The following is a 13,774-nucleotide window of genomic DNA, read 5'->3' as shown; positions in this document are numbered from 1 at the left end:
TCAGCTAAAGTACCAGAATCTGGCTATTATTTTTTGATAATTTTGATATTAGGATGATTTTTGATAATCCTTTTTAAGTTATAATACTTAAACTTGGTCGGTTTATTGCTAAGCCATTCCAATATTTTTTGACGATTAGTTGAGGGTTTATCAGCAACAAAAATATGCTTGAACCTCAATTCTTTCAAGTTAGGATTTTGATTGTCCGAAGAATCAACAAGCGGCATGAAATCCTTTTTAGCTGATAGTGTAAAGCTAAATGTGGAAACAACATCGGCTAGAAAAATAAGCACTAGTATAAATACAAGTGTATCGCCTGTTACTGTTAGTAATCCCCTCAAAAAATCTTGGATGACTGGATTAATAAGCTTGATCAATACCAAACCACCTATACCCCAAAATATAGAAATAGGAAGAGCTACCCTTCCTTGAAAATTTAAGGGAAGATTTGAATAATCCCATAACTTCATGTTAAATAACTTTTCCAATATCCAGCTGCCGATATATTCAATAAGCGTAACAATTAAGACGATAAATAAATAGAGTAGAAAAAGATGATTGGAATTTTGAATATCTTTTGTTAAAAGAAGAATCGTAGCGATACTGCAGCCATAGACTGGGCAATACGGGCCCAAGAGTACACCGCAGAAAACAAAACGTTTATATTTAACTAAACAATAGACTGTCTCCCAAAGCCAGCCAATAACCGAATAGATTATAAAGGTCATAAAAAGATTCATTTTCATCCTCCATTACATAAACTTTTCAAAATAATAATCAAATTGTCAGCTAAACCTCTGATTTAGTGATAGAATAAAAGTATAAATCAACCCGGAGTCCATAGTATATTTACCATGGACTCCTTTTTTGTTTAAATTTATCTGTTTTTATTATAGCAGTTTTATTATTTGAGTTAAATCTCTCCTCTAACTTTTATCTTACTTATCCCTTTCATGATGGCTGATAAAAATCAGCTTCGATGCTTATCTCTTTGCTGCTCATTTCATATCTCGCAAGTCTAGAACTTGACCTTAGGTAGCAAATGTGAAATAATGATAATATAATAAAGAAGGACTAAAGTATCACTCGCCGGAGCGATGCTTATCAGAGTCATGCCAACTAACCTTAGGCCTTGTGGTTAGTTGACATGACTCTTTTTATTTATCACTTGCTAGCTCTTTTCTGGTCCTTTAACGCTAGCTCAATAATCTTTTCGAAAGAGGTGTAATATGTCGTGGATTTTTTTATTTCTAGCGGGAATCTTTGAAGTTGTTTGGGCTTCAACAATGAAGTTAAGTCAAGGTTTTTCTATCATCAAGTATGATATTTTAACGATTATCGGAATGCTTGTTAGTTTTGGATTTTTGACCTTAGCTATGAAGAAACTTCCTTTAGGAATTGCTTATCCCATCTGGACAGGAATTGGAGCTGTCGGGGCTATCTTAGTGGGTGCCCTTATCTTTAAGGACAAGGTCCCTTCACTGACTTGGGTCTTTGTTCTGATGCTTGTTGTTGGACTAATCGGGATAAAAGTTACAAGTGGTCATTGATTTGTCTCGCTTTTCTAGAGGAAAACAAAAAACCTAGCTTTAAACTAGGCTTTTTTGTTTGCTCTTTTCCATACTGAAAAATATTTCCCATAGAGCGCTGTCGCCAAATAGAAGATGATGGTGAGAAGCATCGGCAATGCACTAGCAGAGTAGCCTTGTGCAAATGCTGTAGCCCATAATACAATGGTTACAATATTAGAAAGTAACCATAAAGAGTAACTGTCACCATACCCTTTGAAAACGAGTAATGAAGCTGTTGCGCCAATAATCAGCGTAATAGAATCCCATAAAGGGTTCGTATCCCCCAAATGTGCATAAACTTGCATCATTGGCCACCAAGCGATTAGCATTAAAGCTATTGCAATAAACCAACCTTTGACCGTCATAAACTTCACGCCATTTTCAATACGATGTCCCCAAGTTTTCCAAGTCAGGATTAAAGGAATATCAATAAAGGCGATAAAGACGATTTGATCTAAAACAGAAGCATAATGTCCTGCAGTCCAATTAATATAAATAAAGCCGAAAGCGCTAATTAATCCGAGTAAACCATTAATCGGCCGCCCAATCATCATATAGACCGTACAAGCCGAGCCTACAAGAGTCGCAAAAAGTGTAATCACAGACAATAAAGTTATTGGCGCCGTAAGAAAAAAAGCAAGCTGTACGCCTATGATAAAAGCCAGCATTACGCTGCCAGCTGTATTGATAGATTTGAGTTCATGTTTCAACCAAATAATATAGTTTTTCATTGTTCCCTCTTTTTAATTTGATTATTAAATTATAACACGGACGGGAATGAAAAAACGAATTTCTTTTACGAAATACACAAAAAAATGAAACAATTTCTGTTCCATTTTTCTCTTATGCTTGTTCTTCTAGTGCTCGTTCTATGTCTAACTGACGAATATTATGAGACGCCTCAAGCATTTCGACACGACGTACTGAACGTGGTAAAAACTTCCTAATGTCATCTTCATTGTAGCCCACTTGCAACCTTTTATCATCAAGGATTAAAGGGCGACGCAATAATGTACGATTTTCCTCGATTATCTTAACCAGCTCATGAAGGGAAAGGCGTTCAAAATCCAAAGATAAGCGTTTGTAAGCACGACTTCTTGTGGAAATAATCTCCTCTGTTCCATTTTCCGTTAAAGAGAAAATCTTAAGAAAGTCTTCGGGATCTATTTTGTCAGTTATCAAGTTGATTTCTTCGAATTCTAGTTCGTGATTCGTTAGCCATTCTTTGGCTTTTTTGCAAGAACTGCAAGCCATGACAGTATATACTTTAATCATATCCCTTCCCTCACTTTTCTTAATTTTATCTCATATGTATTTAATATAATTATATCATTTTTAAAGTCATTGTCAAATTACTCAACTTAGGACTTATTTTTAAATGAAAATGTAATGAAAAAAAGCCGCACAAAAGCAGCTTTTATTCTTCATAGACACGGTAAATTCTATCTGATAAAAGACAGATAACTTCGTAGCCAATCGTATGACGCCAGTTGGCAATATCTTGAACAGTAATCTCTTTATCACCATTTTTACCAATCAGTGTGACCTGTGTACCCATCTCATAGTTTTTCGGCAAACGTATCGTCATCTGGTCCATCGAAATCCGACCAATAATTTCACAGTATTGCCCATCCACAATGACTTTAAAGCCTTGCATATCACGGGTCCAACCATCCGCATAGCCAATAGACACAGTCCCTACATAAGTATCTTCTTCTGCACGGAAAGTTGCCCCATAACCCACAGTGTCTCCCTTGTGGATCTTTTTAACATGCGTCAACTCAGAATGCAAGCTCAAAGCAGGTTCCAACTCATAAGGGAGAGCAAGTTCATCACCACTTGGGTTTAAACCATACATTGCTAAACCAATACGTTCAATATCTTGCACTTCTTGATTTTGCCACAAGCCAGCCGCTGAATTTGTCGAATGGACATATTTTGGACGACGACTCAATTGACTAACTAAGGCATCAAATTTTGCCTTTTGTTCTTTAAACTGTGTCGTATCTTCTTCATCAGCAGTGGCATAGTGTGTAAAAATACCTCGCACACTAATATTATATTGGTCTGCTAGCTCGATAATTTGATTAGCTTCCTCGGCTGTTGTCACACCGATTCGGCCCATACCTGTATCGACAGCGATATGGATACGCAAACGTGAAAAGTGTTTATTTTTATTTGAATCAATGACTTGTTGGAGCCACTTTAAACTTGGTGCTGTTAAGGTAATATGCTGACTGGCTGCAATTTCTGCATGATCAGGTACAATACCGGATAGTACAAGTATAGGTTTAATAATCAATTGTTGACGTAACTCGATGGCTTCATCAAAGTTAGACACACAAAAACCATCTACAAGACCATCAATATGCTGCGCAACAGCAACTGCTCCGTGACCGTAAGCATTCGCTTTTACAACAGCCCAAAGTTCTGGTTTATCACCGATATGTTCGCGCATTTTTTTGACATTATTTTCAATTGCGGATAATTTAATAATCGCTGGTGTATGGCGATGTGGTGCTGCTTTCATATTATTTACCTTCTTTTTATACTCAATCTTTGCTTTCAAGAACAACCATAGCAACTGCTTCTAGATTACTATGTGAAATACTTAAATGTGCTTGTCCAGCAAAGGGATGTTCTAGAAAATAGGGTTTGCCTTTTTCATTTTTAGAAATTTCTATATGATGAAAGGAAAGCTGACTATCAAAGCCTGTTCCTAAAGCTTTTGAAAAGGCTTCTTTTGCTGCCCAACGTCCTGCTAAGAATTCCGCTTGACGTTTTTTTGAAGTAAAACTTGAAAAATGAGCAAACTCATTTATTGTCAAAACGCGCTGTGCAAATTTATCATTGCGTTCCAATGCTTGGACAATGCGCGATATCTCGACATTATCTGTTCCTATACCGTAGATCATTTTTCTATTATACCAAATTTTCAGATACTTTATTTAAAATCATTCTTCTTATTCTCAGCTTAAAGAGTTAAAAATAGGCTGAGCTTACACTCAACCTATTTTTTTATTCTGCAATGATGACTTGCTCACCAGAAACCGCTTCTTCAGGAGCTTCGATATAGATGTGCTTAAATTCATCAGAATTTGTAACAACAACTAAAGTTACTGGTGACAAGTTAGCATCTTCAATCATCTTTAAGTCTGCTTCTAAAAGCAAGTCGCCTTTAGTAACCTTGCTTCCGTCCGTTACTTTAGTGATGAAGGGTTTACCCTCTAATGACACTGTATCTAAGCCCACATGAATAAGCACTTCTACACCGGACTCACTAAGTAACCCAATCGCATGTTTAGTAGGGAAAACTGTCGTCACTGTACCATCAAATGGTGCAAAAACTTTCCCATCACGAGGCTGAATACCAAAACCTTGCCCAAGCATCCCTTTAGAAAAAACTTCATCTTCTACTTTCGCTAAAGGAATAATTTTCCCTGACATCGGTGAAGCAACTGTTTTTTCAAGATTTACAACAGCAGGTTGTGCTACTGTTGCTGCGTCTACATAGTTGTCTGCTTTATCTTTTTCAGATTGAGGAATGCCGAAGAAGTAGGTAGCAACAAAACCACCAACGTAACCACCAATTAAACCAAATACGTAAATCAACCAACGGTTATCTGCAATCAAAGGTATTAAAGCAATCCCACTTGGACCAATAGCAATGGCACCAACATGACCGAGTGACCCGATAATAGCACCGCCAATACCTCCACCAATACAAGCTGTAATAAATGGACGTCCCATCGGAAGTGTAACACCATAAATAAGAGGTTCACCAATGCCTAAGAAACCTACAGGTAAAGCACCTTTAACAATTTCGGCAAATTCTTTATTTTTACGTAAACGTACCCAGAGTGCCAAAGCCGCACCGACTTGACCAGCTCCGGCCATGGCAAGAATTGGAAGCAAGGTAGTTGAACCCGTTTTGTCAATCATTTCAATATGAATCGGTGTAAGAATTTGATGCAAGCCAAACATAACCATTGGCAGGAAGAGAGCACCTAAGAGGAAGCCAGCAAATCCACCACCAACATTAAGTACAGCGTTAATCCCGCCTACTAAAGATGTCGAAATTGTTCCCGCAACAGGCATGATGAAGAAAATCGTCAAAAGTCCGATAGCAAGGAGAGAAAGTGTAGGCGTAACGATAATGTCAATCGAATCCGGAATAACTTTCCGTAAATTCTTTTCCACAAGAGATAAAAGCCATACAGCAAAGATTACGCCAATAATCCCACCTTGTTGTGCAGATAACGGCTGCCCTGTAAAGATATTGTTAATTGGTGCTTCTGGTGTAATCCCAGTCAACATAGTCACAGCACCAATAACACCCCCAAGTGAAGGTGTTGCCCCAAACTCGGTCGCTGCATTAATCCCCACATAGATTACCAAATAAGCGAAGATACCCTTTTGAATCACACCTAAGACAGCAACAATCTGTGCAAAAGTCGCACCATCAATCGTGCCAGCGGTGATTAAGTTTGCAAGGATAGAAGCAATACCACCAATAAGTCCGGCACCTACAAAGGCAGGAATCAACGGTGTAAAAATACGTGAAATCGAGTTCAGTACTTCTTTTATCTTTGAAGGTTTATTGTATTTTTCCTTGGCTGCCTTTTTGGTTTGAGCTGCCCGATCTTCAAGACTGAGTCCTGCTGAGTGTGGAAACTGTTCGCCAAGCTTAACACCCACAGTATCAACCATTTTTTGGGCTACCTTGTTTACTGTCCCTGGTCCAACGATAACTTGTAGAGTTTCACCTTCAACAACTCCCATAACACCATCAATAGCTTTAAGTTTTTCAAGATTTACCTTTGTTTCGTCAATCATTGAAAGTCGAACGCGCGTCATACAATGAACTAAACTTTGAACGTTGTCTGGTCCACCAATTTCTTTGTAAATTTGCCGTGCAATACGTGTTACTTTATCTTCTGCCATCTTCATCTCCTAATTTTTATTTATTAGCTCAATGTATTTTTAATGAATCCTTTTGCCTGTACGAGTTTTTCCTGCGCCTCATCTTTTGCACTATTGGTTAAAATCATGACAATCGCCAGCTTAACATCTTCTCCCGCTTGGATAAAGGTTTTTTCTGCTGTTTCATAATCACAATCTGTTGCCTCCATAATGATACGTTTGCTGCGCTCCACTAATTTCTCATTTGTTGGACGCACATCAACCATTAAGTTGTTGTATACTTTTCCAATACCAATCATCGCTATTGTCGAAATCATATTCAAAATTAATTTTTGTGCTGTACCTGATTTGAGGCGGGTTGATCCTGTCAAAAATTCAGCGCCACAGTCTACTTCAATAGGAAATTCAGCATGTTGGCTAATTTCGGCATTCATATTACATGCTAGAGAACCTGTATGTGCACCAATACTCTTCGCATAATCAAGCGCACCAATCACATAAGGGGTACGTCCACTTGCGGCAATTCCAATCACCATGTCATTTTTGGTTAGCTGAAGGTCAATCAAGTCTTGTTTTCCAAGCTCAAGGTCATCCTCTGCGCCTTCCACAGCAAGAGTCATTGCTTTTTCTCCACCTGCAATGAGTCCCACAACCATGCTTGCTTCAACACCAAAAGTAGGCACACACTCTGCAGCATCAAGCACACCTAGACGTCCACTCGTCCCTGCACCGAGATAAATAAGTCGTCCCCCATGATTGAAACTTTCAATCGTTTTTTCAATAACTGGTTCAATCATCGGAAGTGCTTTTTCTACAGCTTCTGCAACTTTTTTATCCTCCTTATTCATCTTTTCTAGAGCAGTTGAGACCGACATTTCGTCCAATCCAAAAGTTTCTTCATTACGTCGTTCTGTTGTCAAATTTTCTAAATTCATTTTCTTTCCTTTTCTTTTAATTCAAACTTTTGCTTCGAGTAAATTACATCGATTAAATCTCTGTCTTTTTCGATAACATACGCTACAACGTTAATATTAGGGTGAGCTGGTAGTGATTTTTTACACACTTGTGTTTCACCCATGTAGCGTCCATAAAGTTCATTATCCAGTGTTACCGCCCCTTTGTTGCGCTTTTCTGTATGTTCTTTTTGAATTTGTTCAACCTTCTTAAAGCGGGCATTTGCACTTCTTATCAAGTCAGGAGATTGATCATTTCTATTGTCATGTTCTCCTAAAACTGACGTAAAATAAGCTGAATCATGGTTTTCTACATGTAAAACTATTTTATCCCACTGCATATAATTTTCAAACTGATCAATCGTTGTTGCTGCTAAATCTCCATCGCCAATATAAACTTCATCCGTCTCATACTTTAATAAATCAAGAGCCGCAGCCAGCGGATGTCTATCCCGATGCTTTTCGAGTGTCGGAAGTCCAAGTCTTAAAGGTAAACGTTTCTGAGCATCGCCAGCAACAAAACCAACTCGCTTAAGACCATATTTTTGCAACCATTGATTCTGCTTGAGCAAATATTCCGTATCCAGCCCAGTTTCAGGGCGAGGATAATAGTTGTGCCAAGCTTCTAAATTAGAGAAGTTAGCTCCTAATCTTCTTAGTTCCTCTATCTCATCTTCTACCAACGTGCTGGCATTTAAACTAATCTTCATTTTATGGCTGGCTTTGGCAATCTGTTTATTGTCAATATGATAATCCATCCGTAAACCTGCGACACCATGGTGAGTAAGTTCTTCTAAATGATCAAATGAGTAACCTGCACGTTCTAGAGCTTCACCTGAAATATCTACCATCAGCTCCAATTGGTTTGCTTTAGCACAAGCTCCTAATTTTTCTAAGCGCATTTTATACGCTTGAGCATCATCTTCAGGAATATGCATTGAAGTAAATATCCCCTTGAATCCTGCTTGTTTCATACTTTTTATATAATGAATATCTTTTGCAGTAAGATCTTCATTCATAAAAATTGAAAAGCCAAACATAAACACCTCTCTATCTCTGAAACTTTATTTCTTTTGTTAACGCATTCATTTTAACATATCCAAAACTTTATTTCAACAATTTACTTAAATTTTTCCACATTATTTTTAAATAAAAAAGATAAATCCTGTAAAACCGTTGTTTAACTGAATTTATCTTGAATCGTTTTTTAAATAATGGAATGAAATTTCATGTAAAAAATAATAAAAAAAATCCCCGATAAGGGGGATTTTAATTTTCTCATATTATTTAGCCAATTCGTAAATTGCTTCAGCATAGATAACTGCTGATTTGAAGAGAGCATCCAATGGTTTGTATTCATTTGCTTGGTGCATTGTATCTTCTTCACCTTCAAACATTGCGCCATAAGCAACACCACGTTTAAGGAGGCGACCAAATGTACCACCACCGATTACTGTTTCGTAACCTTTAAGGCCAGTGTGTTTTTCATAAACACTGATCAATGTAGAAACGAGTTCATCTTCCATTGGTACGTAGTGAGGTTCCATCACGTGATCGTTCATAGTCACTTCTTTTACGCCTTCAAGAGCTTCAAGAACTGCTTTGATTTTGTGTTGGTCAGTACCTTGTGGGAAACGGAAGTTCAATGCAATTGTACCTTCACCGTTTTCGTCAAAGTTCCAAACACCAGCGTTCATTGAAGTTGCACCCATAAGGTCATCATTGTAGGCTGTACCCAATTTTTCACCTTCATGGTCATCAATCAATGTTTCAGCAGCAAGTTTGATGTATGCAGCTGCACCTGCTTCAAAGTCAAATTGGTTAAGGAATTTAGCAAGGTAAGTTGCACCGTTAATCCCTTTAAATGGCATTGCACCGTGTGCAGATTTACCATAGACCGTTACTGTTGCTTTACCGTCAGATTCTTCAAGGTCAAAGCGTAAGTTTTTGTCTGCATTTTCAGCAACAAATGCTTCCAATTTTGCTTGGAGGTCTGTCGCACCTGAGATTACTGCAGTTGCAGATTCAGGGACCATATTTTCAGCCAAACCAGCTTTGAAAGAGTGGAGTACTACAGCACCAGCATTTTTTCCGTCAAAGTGAAGGTACTCTGTAACGTTACCTTTTTCACCATTGATGATTGGGAACTCAGCATCTGGAGAGAATCCGAAATCTGGCAATGGCAATTCACAGTGTTCAAAGTAGTAATCCATATCTTTCCAACCTGTTTCTTCGTTTGTACCAACGATGAAGCGGATTTTTTTAGATAATGGCACACCAAGGTCTTTCAAGATTTTCAAACCATAGTAACAAGCCATAGTTGGGCCTTTATCGTCTGAAGCTCCACGTGCGTAAAGGTTTCCATTACGGATTTCAGGTTCAAATGGGTTTGAATCCCAACCAGAACCGGCAGGTACAACATCCAAGTGACCGAAGATGCCTAAAACTTCATCACCTTCTCCGTATTCAAAGTGACCAACATAGTTATCATAGTTTTTAGTTTGGTAGCCATCACGTTCAGCCAATTCCAAAAATTTGTCAAGGGCTTTACGAGGTCCAGGGCCAAATGGGTTTTCTTTGTCCGCATTGTCCATGTCCATTGCTGAATCGATACGAAGAAGTTCAAACAAATCTTCGAGCATTGCGTCTTTGCGCTTTTCTACTTCTGCAGTAAAATCAATAGTTGTCATGATTGCCTCCATTATTTTGACTTCTTGATAATATATTCACAAAAAGTCGGTTTTCTAAACTCCTATAATTATACCAAAAAAGTAAAACGTTTGCATTTATAAAGTGAAAACTAGTCTTTAAAAAACTTAAACATTTTGACTTGTGGTGTAGGCAGAGCGACTTTTGAAAGGTCCGTCAATTTTACCCAAAGTTGATTTTCATCCAGTTTTTCTTCTTGAACAATAAAATTTTCCTCAGGGATACATTCAATAATTTGAACAAACCACTTCAAGTGAGAAAAAACATGTGTGATTTCTCCAACTTTTGTCATGCGTGAGATGCTATCTGGCACATTTGTTGGCGGCGCTAACCTATCATTATTGAATTCTTCTTTAGATATCTCCTGCATAGGGAAAGTCCACATATTAGCAAGTAAACCTGTGCTAGGACGTCTTTGTAGATAGTATTCGCCTTGCGAATTTTTTAATGCATAAGCATTGTAGTAAATATGCTGCTGCTTAATCTTTTTACTTTTGACAGGATACTTCAGTTGCGTACCTTTAGGTCTGGCTTGGCAATACGCAGCTAAGGGGCAAATCTCACACTTGGCAATTTTGGGCGTACAAACCATGGAACCTATGTCCATGAGTGCTTGGTTAAAATCTCCGGGATTTTCTTCCGAGATTAGCTCTCTCAGCTTTTCATCAAATATTTTCCGCGAAGCAGCCTTAGAAATATCTGATTCAATCTCAAATAATCGACTGGTCACGCGCATCAAATTTCCATCAATGGCCGGTTCAGGTAAGCCAAAAGAAATCGAAGCGATAGCCGCTGCTGTGTAAGGACCAATCCCCTGCAAACTTTGAATGTCTTTTAGCTGTTTAGGAAATTGCCCATCAAATTCTGTCATGACTTGCTGAGCTGCAATTTTTAAATTACGAGCGCGCGAGTAATAACCCAACCCTTCCCAAAGTTTCAGCAGCTCATCATCATCTGCGGCTGCCAAATCCTCAATCTGAGGATACTTCTCCATGAAGCGCAGATAATAGGGCATTACTGTTTCAACCTGTGTTTGTTGAGACATGATTTCAGAAATCCAAACAGAATAAGCCTCTGTATTTTTACGCCACGGCAAAGGCTTTTTGTGAATATTGTACCATCCTAATAAATCCTGCTGGAACTTTTCTATTTCGGTTTTATTCATAAGCTCTATTATTAAATTTATATAAAACAAAGTCAAATAGTAAGCTCTTAAAGAGGACTTTATCTGGGGAACAAAAAAACCTGTCCTAAACAGGCTTGCTAATTAAATATTATTCAATGCTTTTTGGGGCACATCTTTTCTTTGAACTTCTTCCCATTTAGTCACACCATTCTTATTATTATAAGTAACTTTCAAATAAGCATCATGCTTGAGATTATGAATTGAAGTAAATTCTAGATCCTTTTCTTTGCCAGAATCTGCATAACCTTTTTGTTTATAGTTAAATCCCTGCCAAGTTCCACCATCAGTAGTTTTGCTCGAAATTTTATCCCCATCTGTGCGTATCTGAACATAATATTCTTGACCGCCATATTCGTAATTATACCAAGTATAGCCGCCACCAATAATCAACAATGCTCCAGCAATAAGAGTCACCAATATTTTTTTCATTTATTTATACCTCAATTTTTATTTTCAAAACTATTTTACTCCTAATTTAAAGCAAATTTCTTACACTTTTGTAATAAAAAAATCCCTCGTTGAGAGAATTTTTTCTGAAAGAATTAATAATTTTCTTTTCCCAAAACTTCCTTTACCCTTTCAGCGACCTCATAAGGTACACCTGCTTCAGCGACTTGAGCAACATCAGCCTCAGAAATGGCTTTAAGTGACTTGAAGGTCGTCATTAATTTTTGCTTACGTTTTGGTCCAAGACCTGTAATACCATCCAGTTTTGAAGAAAAGGTATTTTTCCCACGTACTTGCCGATGGAAAGTAATCGCAAATCGGTGAACTTCATCTTGAATGCGTTGAAGGAGAAAGAATTCTTGCGATTGTCGACTCAATGGCACAACTTCCAAAGGATCACCAAAAAGTAACTCACTGGTTTGGTGTTTATCATTTTTAGCCATACCTGCAACAGGAATATCTAACCCTATCTCTTGCAGAATGGCCTTGGCTGCATTGACTTGACCTGCACCACCATCCATTGCAATCAAGTCAGGTAAAGCAGTCCCTTCACGCATGGCTCGACTATAACGTCTTGTAATCACTTCACGCATTGATGCGTAATCATCGGCACCTTCGACAGTTTTGATCTTATATTTCCGATAATCTTTCTTTGAGGGCTTGCCATTAATAAAGACAACCATTGCCGAGACAGGTGAGGTCCCCATTATGTTAGAGTTATCGAACGATTCGATTCTAACTGGTGTAGGAATGTTGAGAATTTTACCGAGATTTTCGATAGCACCTTGAGTTTTAATCAGGTCTTTTTCAAGGAGGTCAAATTTTAATTGTAATTGTGTGCGTGCATTCTTAGTCGCCATTGCTACAAGTTGCTTCTTCTCTCCACGACTTGGTTTGAGAACTTTTGTTTGAGTTACCGCTTCAACAGCCTCTACATCAATTCCTGAGGGTACTAAAATTTCTTTAGGTACCATGTGTTCAGCTTCTTGATAAAACTGTCCGATATAAGTTAAGAAATCATCTTCTGCATCATTGTAATAAGGGAACATATTGACATCACGTTGAATCATTTTACCTTGTCGTACAAAGAAAACCTGCACACACATCCAACCTTTATCTACATAGTAACCAAAAACATCACGATCTTTTAAATCGTGGTTCATGACACGTTGTTTTGTTCTCAAAGTACCGATAGAATTAATCACATCACGGTATTCTGCAGCTTGCTCGAATTCCATTTTTTCCGAAGCTGCAAACATTCTTGCTTTAAGTTCATTGATGATTTTTTTATCATCACCCGTTAAAAAATGCTTCACTTCCTGAGCCATATCTTTATAAACTTGAGGGTCTACATGATTAACGACTGGACAAAGACACTGATGGATATGATAGTAGAAACAAACTTTCTTTTCATGCAAACCACATTTTCTAAAAGGAAAGATGCGGTCTAAGAGGCGCTTAACTTCATTGGCTGCTTTAACATCGGGATAAGGTCCAAAATACATTGCCCCATCTTTTTTGACACGACGTGTAATCATCAAACGTGGATATTTTTCATTTGTAATCATGAGAAAAGGATAATATTTATCATCCTTAAGCATGATATTATATTTGGGCTTGTAACGTTGAATTAAGTTAATTTCAAGAACCAAAGACTCAATGTTTGATTCAACAACAATCCATTCTAAATCTTCTATCTCACTGACTAAAAGCTCAGTTTTTGTATTGTGGGAGCCATGAAAATAGGAGCGTACGCGGTTTTTCAGATTTTTCGCCTTCCCTACATAGATAACTGTCCCATTTTTATCTTTATGTAAGTAGCATCCTGGACTATCCGGTAAGAGCTCCAGCTTTGCTTTAATCGTGTTATTCATGGTCTTATTATAGCATATTCTGGAGGGGCTAATCATGAATTGGAACTGTCTGTCGTGAAGGGAATTGTTTCTTTTTATGATTGCGGCATTGTGCAATGTTTTATAAACCTT

At 37.9% G+C, this 13,774-nt stretch carries 13 protein-coding genes; 1 reads left to right on the top strand and 12 read right to left on the bottom strand.

Features of this window, described 5'->3' with window-relative positions:
• Positions 1-26 precede the first annotated feature (26 nt).
• Positions 27-740: a hypothetical protein gene (locus tag J0J33_RS05325; RefSeq protein ID WP_206888415.1), complete on the bottom strand. Its 714-nt coding sequence runs from the start codon at positions 738-740 to the stop codon at positions 27-29.
• Between the two features lie 489 nt (positions 741-1,229).
• Here J0J33_RS05325 and J0J33_RS05320 point away from each other — a divergent pair, with 489 nt between their 5' ends.
• Positions 1,230-1,550 (top strand): multidrug efflux SMR transporter, encoded by a 321-nt coding sequence (locus J0J33_RS05320; protein WP_019291995.1) that lies wholly within the window; start codon positions 1,230-1,232, stop codon positions 1,548-1,550.
• 44 nt (positions 1,551-1,594) lie between these two features.
• On the opposite strand, the gene pnuC is transcribed toward J0J33_RS05320, so the two are convergent.
• The 11 genes from pnuC to uvrC all read right to left on the bottom strand — a co-directional run bounded on the left by pnuC (position 1,595) and on the right by uvrC (position 13,663).
• Entirely contained in the window at positions 1,595-2,302 is a 708-nt protein-coding gene (gene pnuC, locus J0J33_RS05315; RefSeq protein ID WP_017369001.1) for a nicotinamide riboside transporter PnuC, read from the bottom strand.
• A gap of 112 nt (positions 2,303-2,414) precedes the next feature.
• Complete coding sequence (locus J0J33_RS05310) at positions 2,415-2,846, bottom strand: Spx/MgsR family RNA polymerase-binding regulatory protein (RefSeq protein ID WP_019291994.1); 432 nt, start codon at positions 2,844-2,846, stop codon at positions 2,415-2,417.
• 142 nt (positions 2,847-2,988) lie between these two features.
• On the bottom strand, positions 2,989-4,101 hold the full coding sequence (gene alr, locus J0J33_RS05305; protein ID WP_019293757.1) for an alanine racemase: 1,113 nt from the start codon (positions 4,099-4,101) through the stop codon (positions 2,989-2,991).
• 22 nt (positions 4,102-4,123) lie between these two features.
• Positions 4,124-4,486, bottom strand: coding sequence for a holo-ACP synthase (acpS, locus tag J0J33_RS05300; RefSeq protein WP_019291992.1), 363 nt, complete (start codon positions 4,484-4,486; stop codon positions 4,124-4,126).
• 103 nt (positions 4,487-4,589) lie between these two features.
• Entirely contained in the window at positions 4,590-6,515 is a 1,926-nt protein-coding gene (locus tag J0J33_RS05295) for a glucose PTS transporter subunit IIA (protein ID WP_206888412.1), read from the bottom strand.
• Between the two features lie 23 nt (positions 6,516-6,538).
• Entirely contained in the window at positions 6,539-7,429 is an 891-nt protein-coding gene (murQ, locus tag J0J33_RS05290) for an N-acetylmuramic acid 6-phosphate etherase (RefSeq protein WP_019291990.1), read from the bottom strand.
• Positions 7,426-8,487, bottom strand: a complete 1,062-nt coding sequence (locus tag J0J33_RS05285; protein WP_019335657.1) for a MupG family TIM beta-alpha barrel fold protein — start codon at positions 8,485-8,487, stop codon at positions 7,426-7,428. The genes murQ and J0J33_RS05285 overlap by 4 nt, the downstream gene beginning before the upstream one ends.
• A 243-nt stretch (positions 8,488-8,730) precedes the next feature.
• Positions 8,731-10,137 carry a dipeptidase PepV gene (gene pepV / locus J0J33_RS05280; protein ID WP_017368994.1) on the bottom strand — a complete coding sequence of 469 codons (1,407 nt, stop codon included), beginning with the start codon at positions 10,135-10,137 and terminating at the stop codon, positions 8,731-8,733.
• Positions 10,138-10,247: 110 nt separating this feature from the next.
• On the bottom strand, positions 10,248-11,321 hold the full coding sequence (gene mutY, locus J0J33_RS05275) for an A/G-specific adenine glycosylase (RefSeq protein WP_019293760.1): 1,074 nt from the start codon (positions 11,319-11,321) through the stop codon (positions 10,248-10,250).
• A gap of 102 nt (positions 11,322-11,423) precedes the next feature.
• Positions 11,424-11,771, bottom strand: coding sequence for a YxeA family protein (locus tag J0J33_RS05270; protein ID WP_206888409.1), 348 nt, complete (start codon positions 11,769-11,771; stop codon positions 11,424-11,426).
• Positions 11,772-11,884: 113 nt separating this feature from the next.
• On the bottom strand, positions 11,885-13,663 hold the full coding sequence (uvrC, locus tag J0J33_RS05265) for an excinuclease ABC subunit UvrC (RefSeq protein ID WP_019291986.1): 1,779 nt from the start codon (positions 13,661-13,663) through the stop codon (positions 11,885-11,887).
• Positions 13,664-13,774: the final 111 nt, after the last annotated feature.

Source organism: Lactococcus sp. LG1267 (genome assembly GCF_017309545.1).
GTDB classification, from domain to species: Bacteria; Bacillota; Bacilli; order Lactobacillales; family Streptococcaceae; genus Lactococcus; species Lactococcus petauri.
The sequence above is the reverse complement of the archived record's forward strand: the minus strand, read 5'-3'. Positions and strand labels throughout refer to the sequence as shown.

Excerpts from the sequence above, each read along its gene's own strand:
- J0J33_RS05325 (WP_206888415.1), bottom strand. The coding sequence starts at position 740 with ATGAATCTTTTTATGACCTTTATAATCTATTCGGTTATTGGCTGGCTT.
- J0J33_RS05320 (WP_019291995.1), top strand. The coding sequence starts at position 1,230 with ATGTCGTGGATTTTTTTATTTCTAGCGGGAATCTTTGAAGTTGTTTGG.
- pnuC (WP_017369001.1), bottom strand. The coding sequence starts at position 2,302 with ATGAAAAACTATATTATTTGGTTGAAACATGAACTCAAATCTATCAAT.
- J0J33_RS05310 (WP_019291994.1), bottom strand. The coding sequence starts at position 2,846 with ATGATTAAAGTATATACTGTCATGGCTTGCAGTTCTTGCAAAAAAGCC.
- alr (WP_019293757.1), bottom strand. The coding sequence starts at position 4,101 with ATGAAAGCAGCACCACATCGCCATACACCAGCGATTATTAAATTATCC.
- acpS (WP_019291992.1), bottom strand. The coding sequence starts at position 4,486 with ATGATCTACGGTATAGGAACAGATAATGTCGAGATATCGCGCATTGTC.
- J0J33_RS05295 (WP_206888412.1), bottom strand. The coding sequence starts at position 6,515 with ATGGCAGAAGATAAAGTAACACGTATTGCACGGCAAATTTACAAAGAA.
- murQ (WP_019291990.1), bottom strand. The coding sequence starts at position 7,429 with ATGAATTTAGAAAATTTGACAACAGAACGACGTAATGAAGAAACTTTT.
- J0J33_RS05285 (WP_019335657.1), bottom strand. The coding sequence starts at position 8,487 with ATGTTTGGCTTTTCAATTTTTATGAATGAAGATCTTACTGCAAAAGAT.
- pepV (WP_017368994.1), bottom strand. The coding sequence starts at position 10,137 with ATGACAACTATTGATTTTACTGCAGAAGTAGAAAAGCGCAAAGACGCA.
- mutY (WP_019293760.1), bottom strand. The coding sequence starts at position 11,321 with ATGAATAAAACCGAAATAGAAAAGTTCCAGCAGGATTTATTAGGATGG.
- J0J33_RS05270 (WP_206888409.1), bottom strand. The coding sequence starts at position 11,771 with ATGAAAAAAATATTGGTGACTCTTATTGCTGGAGCATTGTTGATTATT.
- uvrC (WP_019291986.1), bottom strand. The coding sequence starts at position 13,663 with ATGAATAACACGATTAAAGCAAAGCTGGAGCTCTTACCGGATAGTCCA.